Source organism: Comamonas antarctica, from assembly GCF_013363755.1.
Lineage (GTDB): Bacteria > Pseudomonadota > Gammaproteobacteria > Burkholderiales > Burkholderiaceae_C > Comamonas > Comamonas antarctica.
In genome coordinates, this window is the sequence record NZ_CP054840.1 from 1,945,199 (window position 1) to 1,963,653 (window position 18,455).

Annotated in this window: 20 protein-coding genes and 1 pseudogene; 15 read left to right on the top strand and 6 right to left on the bottom strand. The window is 66.8% G+C overall.

The window, feature by feature from the left end; genetic code table 11:
• Positions 1-19: 19 nt before the first annotated feature.
• The 10 genes from HUK68_RS09280 to HUK68_RS09325 all read left to right on the top strand — a co-directional run bounded on the left by HUK68_RS09280 (position 20) and on the right by HUK68_RS09325 (position 9,687).
• A complete protein-coding gene (locus HUK68_RS09280) occupies positions 20-919 on the top strand; it encodes a LysR family transcriptional regulator (protein WP_175503942.1) in 900 nt (299 codons plus the stop codon).
• A gap of 117 nt (positions 920-1,036) precedes the next feature.
• Positions 1,037-2,008 (top strand): isopenicillin N synthase family dioxygenase, encoded by a 972-nt coding sequence (locus HUK68_RS09285; protein ID WP_175503943.1) that lies wholly within the window; start codon positions 1,037-1,039, stop codon positions 2,006-2,008.
• Positions 2,005-2,793, top strand: coding sequence for an alpha/beta fold hydrolase (locus HUK68_RS09290; RefSeq protein WP_244146298.1), 789 nt, complete (start codon positions 2,005-2,007; stop codon positions 2,791-2,793). The genes HUK68_RS09285 and HUK68_RS09290 overlap by 4 nt, the downstream gene beginning before the upstream one ends.
• Before the next feature lie 103 nt (positions 2,794-2,896).
• Positions 2,897-3,886: an ABC transporter substrate-binding protein gene (locus tag HUK68_RS09295; protein ID WP_175503944.1), complete on the top strand. Its 990-nt coding sequence runs from the start codon at positions 2,897-2,899 to the stop codon at positions 3,884-3,886.
• Between the two features lie 43 nt (positions 3,887-3,929).
• Entirely contained in the window at positions 3,930-4,703 is a 774-nt protein-coding gene (locus HUK68_RS09300) for an ABC transporter ATP-binding protein (protein WP_175503945.1), read from the top strand.
• Between the two features lie 48 nt (positions 4,704-4,751).
• Positions 4,752-5,510 carry an ABC transporter permease gene (locus HUK68_RS09305; RefSeq protein ID WP_175503946.1) on the top strand — a complete coding sequence of 253 codons (759 nt, stop codon included), beginning with the start codon at positions 4,752-4,754 and terminating at the stop codon, positions 5,508-5,510.
• A 25-nt stretch (positions 5,511-5,535) separates the two neighbouring features.
• On the top strand, positions 5,536-6,027 hold the full coding sequence (locus HUK68_RS09310) for a nucleoside deaminase (protein ID WP_175503947.1): 492 nt from the start codon (positions 5,536-5,538) through the stop codon (positions 6,025-6,027).
• Positions 6,028-6,035: 8 nt separating this feature from the next.
• On the top strand, positions 6,036-6,881 hold the full coding sequence (locus tag HUK68_RS09315) for an FAD binding domain-containing protein (protein WP_175503948.1): 846 nt from the start codon (positions 6,036-6,038) through the stop codon (positions 6,879-6,881).
• The gene (locus HUK68_RS09320) at positions 6,878-9,163 is read left to right on the top strand and encodes a molybdopterin cofactor-binding domain-containing protein (protein WP_175503949.1); all 2,286 of its coding nucleotides are present in this window, start codon (positions 6,878-6,880) and stop codon (positions 9,161-9,163) included. Before HUK68_RS09315 ends, HUK68_RS09320 begins: the two co-directional genes overlap by 4 nt.
• Complete coding sequence (locus HUK68_RS09325; protein WP_175503950.1) at positions 9,160-9,687, top strand: (2Fe-2S)-binding protein; 528 nt, start codon at positions 9,160-9,162, stop codon at positions 9,685-9,687. The genes HUK68_RS09320 and HUK68_RS09325 overlap by 4 nt, the downstream gene beginning before the upstream one ends.
• Here the strand turns inward: HUK68_RS09325 and HUK68_RS23525 are convergent.
• The 3 genes and pseudogenes from HUK68_RS23525 to HUK68_RS09340 form a co-directional block, all read right to left on the bottom strand.
• Positions 9,618-10,271: pseudogene (locus tag HUK68_RS23525) on the bottom strand (Fic family protein); the annotation flags it as partial. The gene HUK68_RS09325 and the pseudogene HUK68_RS23525 sit on opposite strands and share 70 nt — an antisense overlap.
• A gap of 165 nt (positions 10,272-10,436) precedes the next feature.
• Positions 10,437-10,703 carry a YHYH domain-containing protein gene (locus tag HUK68_RS23170; RefSeq protein ID WP_208458691.1) on the bottom strand — a complete coding sequence of 89 codons (267 nt, stop codon included), beginning with the start codon at positions 10,701-10,703 and terminating at the stop codon, positions 10,437-10,439.
• Between the two features lie 90 nt (positions 10,704-10,793).
• Positions 10,794-11,768: a DNA-binding protein gene (locus tag HUK68_RS09340; protein ID WP_175503951.1), complete on the bottom strand. Its 975-nt coding sequence runs from the start codon at positions 11,766-11,768 to the stop codon at positions 10,794-10,796.
• Positions 11,769-11,884: 116 nt separating this feature from the next.
• Between HUK68_RS09340 and HUK68_RS09345 the strand changes: the two genes are divergently transcribed.
• The 4 genes from HUK68_RS09345 (at position 11,885) to HUK68_RS09360 (ending at position 15,287) form a co-directional block, all read left to right on the top strand.
• Complete coding sequence (locus tag HUK68_RS09345) at positions 11,885-13,027, top strand: site-specific integrase (protein WP_175503952.1); 1,143 nt, start codon at positions 11,885-11,887, stop codon at positions 13,025-13,027.
• Positions 13,028-13,116: 89 nt separating this feature from the next.
• Positions 13,117-14,286, top strand: a complete 1,170-nt coding sequence (locus tag HUK68_RS09350; RefSeq protein WP_175503953.1) for an ATP-binding protein — start codon at positions 13,117-13,119, stop codon at positions 14,284-14,286.
• An 82-nt stretch (positions 14,287-14,368) separates the two neighbouring features.
• Positions 14,369-14,842, top strand: coding sequence for a MarR family winged helix-turn-helix transcriptional regulator (locus HUK68_RS09355; protein WP_175503954.1), 474 nt, complete (start codon positions 14,369-14,371; stop codon positions 14,840-14,842).
• 28 nt (positions 14,843-14,870) lie between these two features.
• Positions 14,871-15,287 (top strand): organic hydroperoxide resistance protein, encoded by a 417-nt coding sequence (locus HUK68_RS09360; protein ID WP_175503955.1) that lies wholly within the window; start codon positions 14,871-14,873, stop codon positions 15,285-15,287.
• Positions 15,288-15,296: 9 nt separating this feature from the next.
• On the opposite strand, the gene bioB is transcribed toward HUK68_RS09360, so the two are convergent.
• Positions 15,297-16,340, bottom strand: coding sequence for a biotin synthase BioB (bioB, locus tag HUK68_RS09365; protein WP_175503956.1), 1,044 nt, complete (start codon positions 16,338-16,340; stop codon positions 15,297-15,299).
• Positions 16,341-16,356: 16 nt separating this feature from the next.
• Entirely contained in the window at positions 16,357-16,707 is a 351-nt protein-coding gene (locus HUK68_RS09370; protein WP_175502329.1) for a hypothetical protein, read from the bottom strand.
• Between HUK68_RS09370 and chrA the strand changes: the two genes are divergently transcribed.
• Positions 16,670-17,887 (top strand): chromate efflux transporter, encoded by a 1,218-nt coding sequence (gene chrA / locus HUK68_RS09375; RefSeq protein WP_175503957.1) that lies wholly within the window; start codon positions 16,670-16,672, stop codon positions 17,885-17,887. The two genes, HUK68_RS09370 and chrA, sit on opposite strands and share 38 nt — an antisense overlap.
• Positions 17,888-17,894: 7 nt before the next feature.
• Here the strand turns inward: chrA and HUK68_RS09380 are convergent, their stop codons facing one another.
• Positions 17,895-18,365, bottom strand: coding sequence for a VOC family protein (locus tag HUK68_RS09380; RefSeq protein WP_175503958.1), 471 nt, complete (start codon positions 18,363-18,365; stop codon positions 17,895-17,897).
• Positions 18,366-18,455: the final 90 nt, after the last annotated feature.

Sequence of the window (18,455 nt, forward strand, 5' to 3'; positions counted from 1 at the left end):
AGCTGCTCGGAAGCGCCGCATGCACATCCACGCCCGTGTCCTCAAGTCCTTCGACATGATCCGCCGCTGCGGCTCGATCCGTGAAGCCGCCCGCCATCTGCACATTGCGTCCTCGGCCGTCAACCGCCAGTTGCTGCAGCTCGAGGACACGCTGGGCATGCCGCTGTTCGAGCGCCTGCCGCATGGATTGGTGCTGACGGCCGCAGGCGAAGCGTTTGCGCGGCATGTGCAAAACGTCTTTCAGGACGAGCGCCGCCTGTCGCAGGAACTGGGGCAGATTCGCGGCCTGCAGCGCGGACCCTTGCATGTGATGGCGGTCGAAGGCCTGTGCAGCGGGCTGCTGCCGCGCGTGTTGGCCGAACTCTACCGCCGGCACCCCGGACTGTCGGTGCAGTTGCAGACCGGCGGCTCGGCTGGCACGGCGCAGGCCGTGCGCACCGGCGATGCCGACATCGGCCTGGGATTTTCCATTTCCGCCAGCGACGAACTGCAGGCCTGCTGCCTGCGGCGCGACCCGATTGGCGCGGTGCTCAGCCCAAACCATCCGCTGGCCGGCCGTGCCACGCTGAGCATGGCCGAATGCGCTCAGGCGTCGCCACTGATTCTTCCGCTGCCCAGCCTGTCGCTGCATGCGCTGCTGACCCCCCTGCTCTCGCGTCTGCCTGCGGATACCGAGGTTTTGCTGGAAACCGCATCGCTCGATCTTGCCAAGCGCCTGGCGCAGCAAGGGTTGGGCATTGCCTTCCAGAGCCGCTGGGGGCTAGAGCACGAAATTGCGCAGAACCAGCTGGTGCATGTGCCGCTGCATTCGCCGGCACCGCTGTGGTGCGAATTGGGCGTCTATGTGCGTGCGCGGCGCAGCCTGCCGCCCGCGGTCACCGCTTTGGTGCACTTGCTCATGGCCGAACTCGCGGACTGAGGCCGCGCGCCAAAAACGGCAGCACCCTGCGCCAAAAACGGTGCTACCCGCTGGCCCCGGCTCCTTCCTAGACTGGCGGCTGCCGCGGTTTCGCAGCGTCCATTGAAGCTCTCCTCCATGACCACATTCCATTCCCCGCAACTGCCGCTGATCGACGTGCAGGCCTTGCGCCGCGGCAATGCTGCCGAGCGCCAGGCAGTTGCCGCACGACTGGGCCGCGCCTGCGAAACGCACGGCTTTTTCTACATCACCGGCCATGGCATCGACCCGGCACTGGTGGACGCAGTGTTTGGCGCGAGCCGTGCGTTCTTCGATCTGCCCGAAGCCAGCAAGACTGCGCTCGACAAGCGCCATTCGCCCTGCAACCGGGGTTATGAACCGCTGCGCGCGCAGACGCTCGAAGCCGGCGCGCCGCCCGATCTCAAGGAAAGCTTCTATATCGGGGCCGAAGTGCCGGCCGATGATCCGCGTGTGCTGGCCGGCCGCTTCAACACCGGCCCCAACCAATGGCCGGCGGAGCTGCCGGATTTCGCGCCGGTGGCCCAGGCCTACTACGAAGCGGCCTATGCGCTGGGCGCCGATCTGGTGCGCGGCATGGCCTTGTCGCTGCGCTTGCCCGAGGATTTTTTCGAAGCCTATCTCCAGGATGCTGCGGCCACGCTGCGCCTGCTGCACTATCCGACGCAGCCTGCACAGCCCGCGCCCGGGGAAAAAGGCTGCGGCGCGCATACGGATTTCGGCGGGCTGACGCTGCTGCTCCAGGACGCGCTGGGCGGCCTGCAGGTCTGGGACCGCCAGCACCAGGGCTGGATCGACGCGCCGCCCGTGCCCGGCAGCTTCGTGGTGAACATCGGCGACCTGTTTGCGAGATGGACCAACGACCGCTATGTTTCCACGCTGCACCGCGTGATCAACCGCTCGGGGCAACGCCGCTACTCGGTGCCTTTTTTCTTCACCGGCAATCCGCTGCACGAGGTGCGCTGCATTCCCACCTGCCTCGCCCCGGGTGAAGCGCCGCGCTATCCCGTGACCACGGTCGAGGAGCACCAGCGCGCGTGCTATCGCCGAACCTATGTGGCGGCCGCATGAGCATGGATGACGGCGCTGTCCGCGACATCGTGCTGATCCATGGCGCCTGGCAAGGCAGCTGGGCATTCGATGCCTGGCGCCCGTATCTCGAAGACGCGGGCTGGCGCGTGCACTGCGTCGATCTTCCAGGCAACGGCCATACGCCGGCGACCAAACGGCATCCAGCGACTTTGGCAGGCTATACCGCCTTTGTCTGTGAAACCCTGCTCTCGCTTGGCGGCCCGGCCGTGGTGCTGGGCCATAGCGGCGGCGGCATCGTCGCCTCGCAGGTGGCCGAGGCCATGCCCGGCCAGGTGGCGGCGCTGGTCTATCTGGTGGGAATGATGCTGCCCGATGGAATGTCCTATGCGGACCTGATCAGGCAGCACCATGCTGAAGATCCCAGCTGGGCCTACGCCGGCATAGGTCCGCACCTGGCCTGGAGCCAGGATGGTTCGCACAGCCAGGTCAGCCACGAAGGCGCGTTGCAGGTCTTTCTGCACGACTGTCCGGCCGACGCGGCGCAGGCGGCCGCCAGGCGCCTTGCGCCCCAGCCGGAGGCCGGACGGGCCATGGCCAACGCGCTCACAGCCGAGCGCTTCGGCCGGGTGCCCCGCCTTTATGTCGGCTGCCGCAACGACCGCTCGGTGCCCTGGGCGCTGCAGCAGCGCATGCAGCACCTGCAAGCGCCCCAGGCCAGCATTGCCTTGGACTGTGGACATGTGCCGCAACTGGCCTGCCCGCAGGCCTTGACTGCGGCGCTGCTGCCGGCGCTTGCGGCCCTGCTGGCCCAGTTCACGCATTGAATTTTCTCGCGCGCCAATGTGTATACGAAATCAGTATGCAAATCTGGCCCGCTTATTGCTTTGAAGCTTTCACTTCGTTTTTCCCCTTTCTGGAGCGCCTGCCATGTCCACCACTGTTCGCCCTGTCCTGACCGCCCTGGCCCTGGCCTTGCTTGCATCCACTTCGCATGCCGCCGATGCACTGACGGTGCAGCTCGACTGGCTGCCCGGCGGCGACAAGTCGTTTGTCTATGCAGGCGTGCAGCAGGGCTTCTTCAAGGCCGAAGGGCTTGAGGTCAAGATCCTGCCGGGCCGCGGTTCGGCCGATGCCGTGACCAAGGTCGCGGCGGGTACCGCCGATGTGGGGTTCAGCGGTATCTCGGCCGTGATGATGGCCGCGGCCGAAGGCAAGATTCCGGTCAAGGCCGTGATGTCGCTGTACTCGTCGCAGCCCGATGCGCTGTTCACCAAGGCCAGCAGCAACATCAAGAGCCTCAAGGACATGGAGGGCAAGACCGTGGGCATGCCCACGTTCTCGTCGTCCAATGCGCTGTGGCCCATCGTGCTGCAACGCAACAACGTCGATATCTCGAAGATCAAGATCATCAAGACCGACCCCGCCACGCTGGCGCCCATGCTGGCCCAGGGCCGCGTCGATGCCACCATCAACTGGGTGACGGTGGCGCCGGCGTTCCAGAACGTGCTGGGACAGGCCAAGCAGGAGTTGTCGGTGCTGCCGTGGAGCCAGTTCGGCCTGACCGGCTACGGCTGGTCGGCCATCGCCAGCGACAAGACCATCGCCAACCGCCCTGATGTGCTCAAGCGCTATGTGCGCGCGCTGGTGAAGTCGCTGGAGTTCTCCATGGCCCAGCCGCGCAAGGCCGCGCAGTCGCTGGTGGCCATGGTGCCCGAAGCCAATGTCGATGTGATCGAAGCCGAGTTCCGCGCCTCGATCCCGCTGCTCAAGACCGAAGTCTCGGCACGCGACGGCTTCGGAGCATTCCAGCCCAAGCTGTTGGCCGACACCTGGGGCTGGGTTGCGGCATCGATGGGTTATGAGCCGAAGGCGGTCGATCCAGAAGCGCTGGTCGACCGCCGCTTCCTCGCGCGCTGAGCTATCGCCCTCTACCTTCACACCCCGCCGGACCCGCCGCCCCATGCCCTCCGTCATCGATCTGAATGCCGTCACCCAAACCTTCGTGTCCAGCGATGGCAGCCCGGTCACGGCGCTGCACAACGTCGACCTGCACCTGCAGCGCAACGAGTTCATCTCGCTGATCGGGCCTTCGGGTTGCGGCAAGTCCACGGTGCTGCGCCTGATTGCCGGGCTGCTGCGCCCCGGTGCCGGCGAGGTGCGCATCTTCGATCTGCCGGTGACCGAGCCGCGCGACGAGATCGGCATGGTGTTCCAGAAGCCCACGCTGCTGCCCTGGCTCAGCGTGGTCGACAACATCACCTTTCCAATGCGCCACAAATACGGCCGCGTCGACGCCAAGGATGGAGTCCGGGCGCAGGCGTTGCTGAAGATGATCGGCCTGCAGGATTTCGGCCACAAGCGCCCGCACGAGCTGTCGGGCGGCATGCAGCAGCGCGTGGCGATTGCACGCTCGCTGCTGCACGACCCCGACATCCTGCTCATGGACGAGCCGTTTTCGGCGCTCGATGCGCTCACGCGCGACGAAATGAGCTTCGAGCTGCTGCGCATCTGCAGCGAGCGCCCGAAAACCGTGGTGTTCGTGACGCACTCCATCCAGGAAGCGCTGCTGCTGTCGGACCGCATCGTGGTGATGAGCGCGCGCCCGGGCCGCGTGGCACAGATCATCGACGTACCGCTGGCCCGGCCTCGCACGCTGCAGACGCTGGCCGATCCGGTGTTCACGCGCATGGCCCATGAAATCCGCGAGCAGGTGTTCACGCGGCACCCGCATTGACCTGCCGCCGCCCGCCTTCCCCATGCCATCTTCCGGATCCGACCTGCCATGAAAGCCTTTGCCTACCGCCACGCTTCGCTGCTGGCCTTCATCGTCCTGCTGGGACTCTGGGAGCTGGCCTGCCGCGCGCTTCAGTTGCCGGAATACATTCTTCCCGCCCCCAGCGTGATCGCTGCGGCTGCAGGCAGCCTGGGCCTGGCGCGCTGGGCCGAGCATCTGTGGGCGACGATCGAAGTGGCGCTGCTGGGCTACGCGCTGGCCATCGCGCTGTCGATTCCGCTGGCCGTGGCCATCACGCGCTCGGCGCTGCTGTCGCGCATCGTCATGCCCTGGCTGGTCGTGATCCAGTCCACGCCCATCGTTGCCGTGGCGCCCATCATCGTGGTCACGCTGGGCGCGGGCGTGCTGCCGCGCGTGGCAATCACCACCTTGCTGGCGTTCTTTCCGCTCGTGGTGTCGACCTGTCTGGGCTTGTCGTCGGTGCCGGCCGAATTCATCGAGCTGTCGCGCTCGCTGCGCGCCACCACCGCGCGCCAGTACTGGCAGGTGCGCATGCCGTTTGCCATTCCGCATGTGTTCTCGGCCCTGAAGGTTTCGGTCACGCTGGCCGTGGTCGGTGCCGTGGTGGCCGAGTTCGTGGCCGCGGAAAAAGGCCTGGGCTATCTGATCCTGTTCACGACATCCTCGTTCAAGGTGCCGGTGGCGTTCGCCGCGCTGGCGCTGCTGGTGCTCAGCAGCCTGACGCTCTACAGCCTGGTGCAATGGGTGCATCAACGCTTTTTCGGCTGGAGCAGCTCCAAGGTCTGATCCCTTCTCTCACCATTGCACTGCCATGACCACCCTGCCCCCCACTCCTTCACAGATCGAACGCCATCTGCGCCGCACCATGGAAGTTGCCGAGCGCGCCGTGCGCATGGGCCGCCACCCGTTTGGCGCCATCCTGGTCGCGCCAGACAACGAAACGGTGTTGCTGGAGCAGTGCAACATCGACACCGTCAACCACGCCGAATCGACGCTGGCGCGGGTTGCGGCCAGCAGCTATCCCGCGGACTACCTCTGGGGCTGCACGCTCTACACCTCGGTCGAGCCCTGCTGCATGTGCGCCGGCACGTCGTACTGGGCCAACATCGGCCGCGTGGTGTTCGGCATGACCGAACACGCGCTGCTGGCGCATACCGGCAACCATGCCGAGAACCCGACCATGAGCGTTTCGTCCCGCTATGTCTTCGACCACTGCCAGAAGCCGGTCGAGCTGATCGGCCCGGTGCCTGCGCTCGAAGCCGAGATCGCGGCGCAGCAAAAGGCCTTCTGGGCCGGACGCTGAAAGCTCCCATGCAACTGCTCTGGCCCGACAGTCCAGCCCATGCGCAGGCACTGCGCGATGCGCATCCCGGCGCGCGCTTCGTGGCCGGCGCCACGGCGCTGCAGCAGGAATGGGGCGACCGCCACCGCGCCCCGCAAGGCTGCTGCCTGGTGCCGCTGCATGCGCTGGAGGCACTGCGCGGCATCGGCCTTGCCGATGGCGGCCGCACGCTGCGCATCGGTGCGGGGTGCGCGCTTGAAACCGTGCGCACGCATCCACTGGTGATCGCGCATGCGCCGCTGCTGGCGCAGGCGCTGGACCAGCTCGGTGCGCTGGGCGTGCGCCATCTCGGTACGCTGGGCGGCAATGTCGGCTGGCGCTGGGGCGACAGCACGCCGGCGTTGCTGGTGCTTGATGCCCAGGCCGAGGGTGTGCTGGCGCCGGATCAGCGCCTGCCCCTTGCCCAATGGCTCGCTGCACCCGTCCCCGCGTTGCCTTTGCTGGCCGCCCTGCACATCCCGTTGCTTCCCGGGTGCCAGCCACCGCAGGCGGTCTTTGAAAAAGCGGCGGTGCGTGCGGCCTTTGCTCCTGCACGGCTGCGCCTGGCGTTGCGCTGGAGCGGTATCCCGGCCTGCGGCCGCACGCTGAGCCATGCCGCGGCCGCCGCGCCGGGCCTGCCGGCACGGCTGCTGGTGCATGCGCTGGCTTGGTTGCAGCAAAATGCCGGCCTGCACGGCGCCTGGGCGCTCGACGGCCTGCGCGAAGCCTGTGCCGACGACGGGCTGCCCATCGGCCACCCTGAAGACCTGGCCCATCTGGCCGCGCGGCTGATTGCCGGCCATTGCGGCCTGCTGGCCCCTGCCCCCTTGCCATGAAGCCCTCCTTTGCCTCCCTGCCCGCGGGCGTGGTGCGTCCGCTGGAACAGGCGGACCTGGTGCGCAGCGATGCCGCGGTCAAGCTCAGCGGCATGCCGCTGTATCTGACGGACCGCATTGCGCCGGACCAGCTGCGCGGCGCGATCCTGGGCAGCCCGCACCCGCATGCCCGCATCCTGCGCATCGATACCGCTGCGGCATGCGCGCTTGCCGGCGTGCACGCGGTGGTCACCCACGCCGACATTCCGGGCCAGGCCGACTACGGACTGCGCCGCGTGGACCGGCCCGCGCTGTGCCGCGACCGCGTGCGCTATGTGGGCGATGCCGTCGCGGCCGTGGCCGCGGATACGCTGGATATCGCGCATGCGGCGCTGGATCTGATCGCCGTCGAGTACGAACTGCTGGAGGCTCTCACCTGCCCCGAGGCCGCGCTGTCGCCCCAGGCCCCTGAATTGCATGCGGGCGGCAATCTGCTGCATGCGCACCACCACCGGTTGGGCGACGCCAGCGCCGCCGATGCGGCCACGGTGCATCGCGTCAGCGCCTGCTACGAGACCCCGCGCCAGATGCATGCTTTTCTCGAGACCGAAGGCGGCGTGGCGGAATGCGACGGCGAGGGCGGCTTGCGCCTGTTCTTTGCCAACCACAACCCGGAGCGGGAACGCCAGGTCATTGCCGCGATGCTAGCGCTGCCTGCAGAGCGCGTGCACAGCCTGGGCTCACCCGTCGGCGGCTCGTATGGCGGCAAGGATGAACTCACGGTGCAGCCGATTGCCGCGCTGCTGGCCTGGAAGACCGGGCGCAGCGTGCGCCTGCATCTGGGACGCGCCCAGTCCAGCGACTTCGGCGTGAAGCGCCACCCCATGCGCATCCGCATGGAAAGCGGCTGCGATGCGCGCGGCCGGCTCACGTTCCACCACGTGCAAATCCTGGCCGACACCGGCGCCTATGCGACCCATGGCCCGGAAGTCCTTGACGCGGCGCTCGAACATGCGCCCGGCCCCTATGCCTGGCAGTCCGTCGACATCGCCGGCCGGCTGGCCTATACCAACAATGGCGTTGCCGGGGCCTTCCGCGGGTTTGGCGCGGTACAGGTGCAGTTCGCGCTCGAGCAGCAGGTCGACCGGCTGGCCGGCGCCGCAGGGCTCGATCCCGCGCATTTCCGCGCACAGAACCTCAAGCCCGCCGATGCGCCCGGGCCGCTGGGCCAGACCGTGGTGCCTTTCGACGGCCCGCAGCGCGCACTCGCGGCACTGGTGCAGCACCCGCTGTGGACGGCCCATCGCACGCGCCACTGGAGCGATGGCCCGCATGTCCGCTACCGCCATGGCATCGGCCTGGCGCTGGTACATCGCAGCGATGGCTTCGGCAAGGGATTTCCTTTTGGCTGCCGCATGGAGCTGGCGCTGGCCGCAGACGGCGCCATCGAGCTGCGCAGCGGCTTCACCGAACTCGGGCAGAACCTGCTGGCTGCAGTGCGCAACACCTGCATGCATTTCCTGCACTGCAGCGCACAGGACCTGCGCCCGGTGCTGGGCGACACGCGCTGCACGCCCGACTCGGGCCCGGTGGCGGCCTCCCGGGCCACCACGCTGGTATGGCGCGCGCTGCAGCGCGCCGCGCCGCAATGGCGCGCGCAGCTGTGCGCGGCCACGGCCGCTCTGCATGGGTTGCCGCTCGAAAGTCTGCGCCTCGGGGCCGGCGGCATCCACGGCCCTGCCGGCCTTGTCGCCAGCTATGCGCGGCTGGCGCGGCTGCTGGGCGCGCAGCGTCCGGCCATCGCCATCGACCAGGCGCCCGAAGTCACGCCCAGCGACGCGCCCGACACCCACTATGTGTTTGGCGCCTGCGCGGCGGCGGCGCATGCGGTGGTCGACAGCTGGACCGGCAGCATCCGCATCGTGGAAATGGCGCTGGTGGGCGCGGTCGGCCCCGTGGTGTCGGCCATGGGTTATATGGGCCAACTTGAAGGCGGTGCGCTGATGGGCCAGGCGCTGTGCACCCAGGAAGCGCTGGACTGTGTGGACGGCCACTACCAGCAACGCAATCTCGACAGCTACCTGGTTCCCACGCTGGCCGATGCGCCGATGTTCGATGTCTGGGCCGTCGAGGGATTGCCCGAGGGCGACACCGCCGGGCCGCGCGGCACGGGCGAAATCAGCGTCAATATTGCGGCGCCGGCCTGTGCCAACGCCATTGCCTGTGCGTTGCAGGCGCCGATCGACCGCCTGCCGGTACGGCCGGAAACGGTCTTTCGCCTGCTGGAAGGAGCTTCCATATGAACAAGGACCTCCCGCACGACGCGGCAATCCAGGATCCGGCCTGGTCTTTCGTGCTCAATGGCCAGCCGGTGTCCCTGCATTGCGCGGCCGACCAGCGGCTGCTGACCCTGCTGCGCGAGCATTTCGGTCTTGCCGGCGCCAAGCCCGGCTGCGAGGTGGGCCGCTGTGGTGCCTGCGTGGTGTGGCTCGACGGCCAGCCCGCCAACAGCTGCCTGCTGATGGCCTGGCAACTGCAAGGCCGGCGCATCACCACCATCGAGGCGCTGTCCCAGGCGCCCGAGAGCGTCCCGGTCATTGCGGCGCTGGCGCAATGCGGCGGCGTGCAGTGCGGCTACTGCAGTCCGGGCATGGTCATGGGACTGACCTATCTGCACCAGCAGCCGGGCATGGATGCCGCCAACGCCAGCGCGCTGATGTGCGGTCATCTTTGCCGCTGCACCGGGTATGGCGGAATTCAGCGCGCCATCGAGGTGCTGTTCCCTGCACCTGCCTGCGCGCGCCGGAACTCGGCCGGAAATTCGTAGGCCGAGCTGCGCCCTCCGGCCGTTGCCCTTACCAGCATGCCGGCCTCGACCAGCGCGTTGAGGTCGCGCAAGGCCGTGTCGGGCGAGGTCTTGGCAATGGCCGCCCATTTCTGCGTCGTCAGCTTGCCTTCGAAGTCTTCGAACAGGCGGTGGAGCACCTTCTGCTGGCGCGCATTCAGTGGCACGTCGGCAAACCGGCTCCAATAGGCGTTGCGCTGCCGGCTCACGTCCACGCCGGCCAACGCCTGTTCTACGGCCCTGTGCACCGTGCGCAGAAACCATTGAAGCCAGGCCGTGACATCCATGCCGTGCTGTTGTGTCTACTCCAGGATTGCGTAATAGGTTTCGCGTTCGCGTTGGATCTGGCCGGCCAGGCTGTAATAGCGCTGCGGGCTGGCGTCGGCGCGTGCCAGGAACAGGTCGCCCACGGCGCAGGCAATGCGCCCGTTCCCGTCATCGAAGGGGTGCAGCGTCACGAACCACAGATGGGCCAGCCCGGCCTTGATCAGTGGATGGTGGCTGCCGTCGGTGTGCCCCCATTCGACGAAACCTTCCATTTCGGCCGGCAGCCGAGCCGCCCCGGGGGGTATGCGGCAATTGAAGCTCTATTCTCCGCATTTTTGCTGTGAATAGAGCTTGTATTCGCCGCAAACCAGCAGCCTGTAGGTGAAACGTGCTGTGGACAGCTCCTTACATGGACCAAACCGCCGGCCGCCACCACGCTGGACCGCTCGCTTGGCGCTGCGCAGCTAGCGCGCGGGCCCTGCCGGCCCCTTGGCATAACCCAGGCACGCACCCGCATTGGGGTGGCCCTGGCATTCGCGCAGCAAACGCTTCTCGCGCTGCGCCGGCGTTTCGGCGCGGCCCTGGGTTTTGGCGCGCGCCTTGTCGCCGGCCACGTGGCAGTGGAAGTCCTTTTTCCTGGAGTTGTGGCAGCCGTTGGCATCGAGGCCGCCGGGTGTCGCCTGCGCCAGGCTGGCGGCCGCAGTCAGCAAGGCAATGAGGAAGCAGCGCATATCGGTTCTCCTTGGGAGCGCGGCAGGGGCCGCGGGCCAAGACCATGGCTCCGATCGCCCTGCCGCGCAAGCAATGCCCTTGCCAACGGTCTACTTGCGCGGCAGATGGCGCGCCCGCTGGGCCAGGGCCCGGCGCTGCAGCGACGGCGTGCCGGCACGCGGCTGCGCCTTGGCGCCGGGCGCAGGCGTCGCGGATGCATTCTGCGTGGCCAGCAGCAAGGCCTTGAGATCCGTCACGCGCTCCTGGGCCGCCTGGGCGCTTTGCTGCGCGCCCAGCAACTGGGTGCGCGCCTGCAGCAGTTCTTCCTCGAGATGCTGCTGGCGGGTTTGCCATTCGGCCAGGCGCGCCTCGGATTTGCGCTCCTGCTCGGCCTGCGCCTTCTTGGCGCTGGTGACCTCCTGGCGTGCGCGGTCGAGGTCGGTCAGCATGCGGCGTTCGTTGCCCGCAAACTGCTCGGCCAGGCGCTGGCGCTCTTGCGCCGCGGCCTGCTGCTCCTCGCTGTGTTCCTTGCGCTCCTGCTCGCGCGCCTTGGCCGCGGCCGCCAATTCGGCGCGCAGGCTGCTGAGCTGCGCCTCGCGCTCCTGTGCCAGTTGCTGCATCTCGTCGAGACGGCGGGACAATTCCTGCGCCTGGGCGCGCGCCAGCTTCATGGCTTCGTCCATCGCCTGCTTCTGCTGGTGCAAGGCCTTTTCGCGCTGCTCCATGTGCTCCAGGTCGGCCTCATGGGACCGGCGACTGGCTTCGAGCGCCGCTTCGCGCTCCTGCAAGGCCTGTTGCGCCGCTTCGAGGGCCTGTCCGCGCGCGCTGTCCCAAAGCTCTTGCGCCAGGCGCAGCACATTCTCGGGCACGCCCTGCTGTGGATTGGGGGTTTGCACCACGCCCAGGCGCTGCCCCAATGTGCCAAACCAGGACTCGAGCATCGGGCTCACGGTATTTGGCGAGCCGCGGCCGATCTGCTGGCGCACGCGTTCGATGGTCGGGCGCAGGCCCTGGGCCAGCAAGGCGTCGGCAGCGGCCCAGACATCGGCTTCCTGCACGCCGCGGGTTACTTTGGGACTGTTCATCTTGGCATCCTGCTAGGATTGGTATCGATAAGAGATTGTTATCGTTAGTTATTTGCTATATATGTATTATACAATACGCATTACATATTTAATAATACAAACTGTGTAGTTTCAACATGTCCAATACGGTTTTTGTGGGTGATGTGTCGAATTCCCAGCATTCCTCCCCGGCAACGTCAGACGCCCTGTACCGGGCCGATGGAAACTCCACCCTGCCGGCGCCGCTGTCGGCGCAAGGCCTTGATGAGCAGGCCCGCCAGGCCATGCACGCGCTGCTGCGCGAGGGTGAGTCGCTCAATACGCGCACCAGTTACCAGAGCGCGCTGCGCTACTGGGCTGCCTGGCATGCCTTGCGCTACGGCCGCCAGATCGTGCTCCCGCTCTCCGCGGATTGCGTATTGCAGTTCGTGGTCGACCATGCGCAGCGCAGCACGCCGAACGGCTTGAGCTGCGAGATGCCGGCGGCCATCGACCAGGCGCTGGTCGAGGCCGGCTACAAATCGCGCCCTGGCGCACCAGCGCACAACACGCTGGTGCACCGGGTGTCGGTGCTTTCCAAGGCGCACCAGGTGCGCGATCTGCCCAACCCCTGCCACGATCCGCGCGTGCGCGAGCTGCTGTCGCGCACGCGCAAGGCCTATGCCAAGCGCGGCGCCATGCCGCAAAAGAAGGATGCGCTGACGCGCGACCTGCTGGCGCAGCTGCTCGATACCTGCGACGACAGCCTGCGTGGGCGGCGCGACCGCGCGCTGCTGCTGTTTGCCTGGGCCAGTGGCGGCCGGCGGCGCTCCGAAGTCGCCGGGGCCGACATGCAGTTCCTGCGCCGCATGCCGTCGGGCGACTATCTCTACACCCTGGCCTATTCCAAGACCAACCAGGCGGGCGTGGATGCGCCGGAGAACCACAAACCCGTTCTGGGCGCGGCCGCGCGCGCGCTCGAGGCCTGGCTGCAGGCCAGCGGCATCCAGCAAGGCGCGATCTTCCGGCGCATTCTCAAGGGCGGCCATCTGGGCGAGCCGCTGAGCCCGGCCGCGGTGCGCAACATCGTGCGCGAGCGCTGTGCCACGGCGGGAATCGAGGGCGATTTCTCCGCGCATTCGCTGCGCTCGGGATTTGTCACCGAGGCTGGCCGGCGCAATGTACCGCTGTCCGACACCATGGCAATGACAGGCCACCAGAGCGTGGCCACGGTGCTGGGCTACTTCCGTGCCGAATCCGCGCTGGGTAACCAGGCGGCGCGCATGATGGAAGGAGACTAGCCTGCCCGACCCGCCGTACGGCCTTGCGCTGGTCAATTATGGAAAATTATCCAATAATCATAATTATCCCATTTGAATAATTTACGCTAATGAGCTACTTCCCTCGACACGCGCTGGCCGAGCAGATGGCGGGGCAACTGCTGCGCCCTGGCATTCTGGACCAGGGCTTGCGCTCCGGCCTGTTTCTTTCGGGACTGCGGCGCACGGGCAAGACAACCTTTCTCCAGCAGGATCTGATGCCTGCGCTCGAAGCGCACGATGCGGTCGTCATCTATGTGGATCTCTGGTCGGACACCCATGCCGAGCCCGGAGCACTGGTGCATGCGGCAATACGCAATGCGCTGCTGGAATTGCAGACGCCTGCTTCGAGTGTGCTGGCGCGGCTCGCGCGCATCAAGGGGCTCGATGTCGAGGCGCTGGGCGTCAAGTTCGGCTTCGAACTCATGGATCTGGGCAGCAAGGGCGGCCCGACGCTCGCCCAGGCGCTGATGGAAGTCGTCGACAAGGCCAAGACCCATGTGGTGCTGATCGTCGACGAAGTGCAGCAGGTGCTTGCGACCGAGCAAGGCGCGCAGTTGATGCTCGCGCTCAAGGCCGCGCGCGATGCGATCAACCCGCGGCCCGACACGCCCGGCTATTTCCTGTTCATCGGCACGGGCTCGCACCGCGCGCAGGTGGCGAGTCTCACGCTGCAGGGCAAGCAGGCGTTCGCGGGCGCAACTTCGCTGGGCTACCCGACGCTGGGCGACGACTATGTCGAATACCTGCTGGCCGCGGTCGCGGCCGAAGGCGCGAAAGTGCCGAGTCTTGCGGTCGCAGTCGCGGCATTCGAGACGCTGGGCCACCGTCCCGAAGAGCTGCTGCGCGCCTTGCGCATGGTCCAGCAATACGTGGCCGGCCAGGTCGATACTTTTTTTCCGGTCATTGCGCTCACGCTCAAAAGCGCGGCCGCGGATGTGGAGTTGCGCAAGATCGAAGACCTGGGCTTGCTCGCCTTGGCGGTGTTCGAGCGTGTGGTCGCTGCCGAAGACGGCGTGCGCGGCTTGTTCTCGGCCGACTCCGTGGCCGCCTACGGTGCCGTGGTGGGCCATGAGGTGACGACCGATCAGGTGCAGCGCGTGGCGGACGAATTGCGCAATGCCAACATCATCATGCGCAAAAGCCATGGCATGTATTGCGTCACCGACCCGTTCGTGCGCCGCGCCTGGCTCGCCCACAAGTCGCGGCCCGGCGCCGTGCCCCCGCCTGCCCAGGACTGAACGCGGTACGCCGACCCTGCTGAACAAAGGTTCTTTTTGCAATTAAGTTGTGTGCAATTTAATTGTGCGCAACAATAAGCCCATGCCCCGCACCGATTCCTCCTTGAGCGACCAGCTTCCACGGCTCGACAACCAGCTGTGCTTTGCGCTGTATTCGGCGTCGCTGGCGACGACCAAGCTCTACAAGCCGCTGCTGCAGCCCTGGGGCTTGACCTATCCCCAGTACCTGGTGATGCTTGCGCTGTGGGAAAACGACGACTGTATGGTGTCGGAGTTGGGCGAACGGCTTTTTCTCGATTCCGGCACGCTGACGCCGCTGCTCAAGCGCATGGAAAGCGCGGGCTGGCTGCAGCGTCAGCGCGACAGCGCCGATGAACGCCGTGTGCGCATCGTGCTGACCGCTGCAGGCCGGGAACTGCGCGAAAAGCTCGCCGGCATTCCCGAATGCATGCTGCAGCAAAGCCCCTGCACCCTTTCCGAGTTGCAGGCCTTGCGCCTGCAACTCCAGCAATGGCGTGACCACCTGGTCACGCTGATCCCTCCCGCTTCCCACTGAAGCGTTTTCACTTTCAAGGAGTACCTCCATGGCATCGCTCGACAAAGTTCTCTATACCGCTCGCACCCATACCACGGGTGGCCGCGATGGCGCCGCCAGCAGTGATGATGGCCGCCTCGACATCACCCTCTCCTCGCCGGGCGGCGCGGGCAAGGGCACCAATCCCGAGCAGCTGTTTGCCGCTGGCTATTCCGCCTGCTTCATCGGCGCGCTCAAGGCCGTGGCCGCACGCCAGAAGGTCACGCTGCCGCAAGACACGGCTATCGACGCCGAAGTCGACCTGGGTCCCGTGGGCCAGGCCTTCGGCATTGCCGTGCGCCTGACCGTCAAGCTGCCGGGCCTGGACCGCGAACAGGCCCAGAAGCTCGTGGACGACGCCCACCAGGTCTGCCCCTATTCCAACGCCACGCGCGGCAACATCGACGTCACGCTGACCCTCGCCTGACCGGCTGCATCAACCGGCGCTGCGCCGGATGGGCATGCCCAGCTTGCGCAGCAGCCGGTTGTCGGCCTCGACTTCGGGATTGCCGGTGACCAGCAGCTTGTCGCCGTAGAAGATGGAATTCGCGCCGGCCACAAAGCACAGGGCCTGCACCGCTTCCCCCATCTGCTGGCGTCCGGCCGACATGCGCACGCGCGCGCGCGGCATCGTGATGCGGCAGGCGGCAATCACCCGCACGAAGTCCAGCGGATCCACCGGTTCGCTGTCGGCCAGCGGCGTGCCGGGCACAGCGACCAGGCTGTTGATGGGCACCGATTCCGGATAGGGATCGAGGTTGGCCAGCTGCGCGATCAGGCCGGCGCGGTGCACGGGCGCCTCGCCCATGCCGACAATGCCGCCGCAGCAGACACTGATGCCCGCCGAGCGCACGGCGGCCAAGGTATCGAGCCGGTCCTGGTAGCTGCGCGTGCTGACCACATCGGTGTAGTACTCGGGCGCGGTATCGAGGTTGTGGTTGTAGTAGTCAAGGCCCGCCTGTTTGAGCGCGACGGCCTGGTGGTCCTGCAGCATGCCCAGCGTGGCACAGGTCTGCAAGCCCAATCCTTTGACGGTTTCAATGAGTGCCGCCATCTTTTCGATATCGCGGTCCTTGGGCGCGCGCCAGGCGGCGCCCATGCAAAAGCGCGTCGCGCCGGCGTCCTTGGCGGCCTGGGCCGCGGCCTTCACTTCATCGACCTCCATCAGCTTTTGTGCGCTGACGCCGGTATCGAACTCCGCGGCCTGGGGGCAATAGCCGCAGTTTTCGGGGCAACCGCCGGTCTTGACCGACAGCAGCGTGGCAAGTTCCATATCGCCTTCGGGCCAATGCGCGCGATGCACGGCCTGCGCGCGGTGCAGCAAGTCGAGAAAAGGCAGCTCCAGCAATTGCTGCACCGATGCTTCGGACCACTCGCCGGCCTCGGGCCGCGGCGCGCGCTGCGCCGCAACCGGTGCGTGGAATGTCAGGGCCTGCTCTGCTGCGTTGGCAGGCGGGTTCAAGACGTTGTCGTGGGACATGGAAATCACTCCTGGATCAGGCTGCGGGCGAAGGCCGGCAGTCCATGCCAGCCATTGTGGGAGGCGAATACGTCGCTTGCGTGCTCCAGACCGCAAAATAAATGGCGAAAAATGGATGCCTGCAAATGCAGGTAAATTGCGCTATTTTTAGTGTGTGATGCGAGCGTTTTAGGCATTGTTTGATGGTTGTGCCGATTGCCGCGCGCATGCTGCAGACAACGCGTGCCAACGGCAGCCAAAACCATACGCGGCCTGCCCGGCGTTCGCGCTGCGCGTGGGTCATGCGCGCGCTATGCTGCGGGTTGCGGTTTTTCACCCCGGTTCTGTCGATGTCGTCCTTGCCCTCCTTGCCTTCCACGCCAGACAAGCGCGCGCCCACGGGCAACGCTGTCGAAGTCTTTTTCGCTTTTTTCAAACTGGGCCTGACGGCGTTTGGCGGGCCGGTCGCGCACCTGGGCTATTTCCGGGCGGAATTCGTCGAGCGGAGGCGCTGGATCGATGACGGCAGCTATGCCGACCTGGTCGCGCTATGCCAGTTCCTGCCTGGTCCCGCAAGCAGCCAGGTCGGCTTTGCGCTGGGTCTGGGGCGCGCGGGCTGGCCGGGCGCGTTGGCCGCGTGGCTGGGATTCACGCTGCCATCGGCGCTGGTATTGATACTGTGCGCTTATGGTCTCCAGCAATGGTCCTGGCTCGCCCACTCCGGCGCCGTGCATGGTCTCAAGCTTGCCGCGGTTGCCGTGGTGGCGCATGCGGTATGGGGCATGGCGCGCGCGCTGTGTCCCGATCGCCCGCGCGCGGCATTGGCCATTGCGGCCGCGCTGCTCGCGCTGGCCGTGCCTTCGGCGCTGGGACAGGTCGGCGCGATTGCAGCGGCGGCGTTCGCCGGTCTGTTGTGGCTGCAGAGCGCAGCGCTGCCCGCCGCCACGCCTCGCCACCCCGGCGTGGGCAGGGCAGCGGCCGTCGTGCTCCTGCTGGTCTTTGCGTTGCTGCTGCTGCTGTCAATGGCGTTGGCCGCGGGTACCTCGTTGCCCGCGCAGCTCGCGGCGTTCTACCAGGCCGGTGCGCTGGTCTTTGGCGGCGGCCATGTCGTACTTGCCTTGTTGCAAGCCGCGGTCGTGCCGCCGGGCTGGGTTGGGAACGACGCCTTCATTGCGGGCTACGGCCTGGCCCAGGCCGTTCCCGGGCCGCTGTTCACTTTCGCGGCTTATCTGGGGGCGCTGATGCCCGCGCCACTGGGCGGCTGGACGGGTGGCCTGGTGCTGCTGGCCGCGGTATTTCTTCCCGGGCTGCTGCTGGTGGCAGGCGCCTTGCCGTTCTGGGAAGCATTGCGCCAGCGCCCAAGCGTGCAGCGCGCGATGGCCGGCGCGAATGCAGCGGTGGTCGGCCTGCTGCTGGCTGCGCTCTACGACCCGCTTTGGACCAGCGCCATCCATACGCGCCTGGATTTCGCCATTGCGCTCGTCGGCTTCGGCTTGCTCGCCTATGGCCGCCAGCCCCCGCTGCGCGTGGTCGCGCTGTCGGCTGTTGCGGCCTGGCTGCTGGTCTGACCGCGGCTCAGCCCAGCGCCGCGATCACATCCGCGGGCGCCTGCACCAACTCGATCAGCACACCCTCGCCCGCGATGGGAAACTCGTCATTGCTCTTGGGGTGCAGAAAGCAGATGTCGTAACCGGCCGCGCCTGCGCGGATACCGCCGGGGGCAAAACGCACGCCCTGCGCGGTCAGCCACTCGACGGCGCGCGGAAGGTCGTCGATCCACAGCCCGATATGGTTCAAGGGCGTGGTGTGGACGGCCGGTTTCTTCTCGAGATCCAGCGGCTGCATGATGTCGACCTCGACCTTCATGGCACCGCGTCCCATCGACAGAATGTCTTCATCCACGTTCTCGCGCTCGCTCTGGAACGTGCCGGTCTGCTCAAGCCCGAGCATGTCGACCCAGAGTTTCTTCATGCGGCTCTTGTCGGTGCCGCCAATGGCCACCTGCTGAATGCCCAAGACCTTGAATGGGCGCTGCGCTGCTGTCATGTTGCTCCTTGTATCGTTGTGATCCACGCCCGGCCCGGGCGCTCAGGCCATTTTCAAAGAAATGCCCCGGATTGGCTGCGATGCGCGAAT

Excerpts from the sequence above, each read along its gene's own strand:
- HUK68_RS09280 (WP_175503942.1), top strand. The coding sequence starts at position 20 with ATGCACATCCACGCCCGTGTCCTCAAGTCCTTCGACATGATCCGCCGC.
- HUK68_RS09285 (WP_175503943.1), top strand. The coding sequence starts at position 1,037 with ATGACCACATTCCATTCCCCGCAACTGCCGCTGATCGACGTGCAGGCC.
- HUK68_RS09290 (WP_244146298.1), top strand. The coding sequence starts at position 2,005 with ATGAGCATGGATGACGGCGCTGTCCGCGACATCGTGCTGATCCATGGC.
- HUK68_RS09295 (WP_175503944.1), top strand. The coding sequence starts at position 2,897 with ATGTCCACCACTGTTCGCCCTGTCCTGACCGCCCTGGCCCTGGCCTTG.
- HUK68_RS09300 (WP_175503945.1), top strand. The coding sequence starts at position 3,930 with ATGCCCTCCGTCATCGATCTGAATGCCGTCACCCAAACCTTCGTGTCC.
- HUK68_RS09305 (WP_175503946.1), top strand. The coding sequence starts at position 4,752 with ATGAAAGCCTTTGCCTACCGCCACGCTTCGCTGCTGGCCTTCATCGTC.
- HUK68_RS09310 (WP_175503947.1), top strand. The coding sequence starts at position 5,536 with ATGACCACCCTGCCCCCCACTCCTTCACAGATCGAACGCCATCTGCGC.
- HUK68_RS09315 (WP_175503948.1), top strand. The coding sequence starts at position 6,036 with ATGCAACTGCTCTGGCCCGACAGTCCAGCCCATGCGCAGGCACTGCGC.
- HUK68_RS09320 (WP_175503949.1), top strand. The coding sequence starts at position 6,878 with ATGAAGCCCTCCTTTGCCTCCCTGCCCGCGGGCGTGGTGCGTCCGCTG.
- HUK68_RS09325 (WP_175503950.1), top strand. The coding sequence starts at position 9,160 with ATGAACAAGGACCTCCCGCACGACGCGGCAATCCAGGATCCGGCCTGG.
- HUK68_RS23170 (WP_208458691.1), bottom strand. The coding sequence starts at position 10,703 with ATGCGCTGCTTCCTCATTGCCTTGCTGACTGCGGCCGCCAGCCTGGCG.
- HUK68_RS09340 (WP_175503951.1), bottom strand. The coding sequence starts at position 11,768 with ATGAACAGTCCCAAAGTAACCCGCGGCGTGCAGGAAGCCGATGTCTGG.
- HUK68_RS09345 (WP_175503952.1), top strand. The coding sequence starts at position 11,885 with ATGTCCAATACGGTTTTTGTGGGTGATGTGTCGAATTCCCAGCATTCC.
- HUK68_RS09350 (WP_175503953.1), top strand. The coding sequence starts at position 13,117 with ATGAGCTACTTCCCTCGACACGCGCTGGCCGAGCAGATGGCGGGGCAA.
- HUK68_RS09355 (WP_175503954.1), top strand. The coding sequence starts at position 14,369 with ATGCCCCGCACCGATTCCTCCTTGAGCGACCAGCTTCCACGGCTCGAC.
- HUK68_RS09360 (WP_175503955.1), top strand. The coding sequence starts at position 14,871 with ATGGCATCGCTCGACAAAGTTCTCTATACCGCTCGCACCCATACCACG.
- bioB (WP_175503956.1), bottom strand. The coding sequence starts at position 16,340 with ATGTCCCACGACAACGTCTTGAACCCGCCTGCCAACGCAGCAGAGCAG.
- chrA (WP_175503957.1), top strand. The coding sequence starts at position 16,670 with ATGTCGTCCTTGCCCTCCTTGCCTTCCACGCCAGACAAGCGCGCGCCC.
- HUK68_RS09380 (WP_175503958.1), bottom strand. The coding sequence starts at position 18,365 with ATGACAGCAGCGCAGCGCCCATTCAAGGTCTTGGGCATTCAGCAGGTG.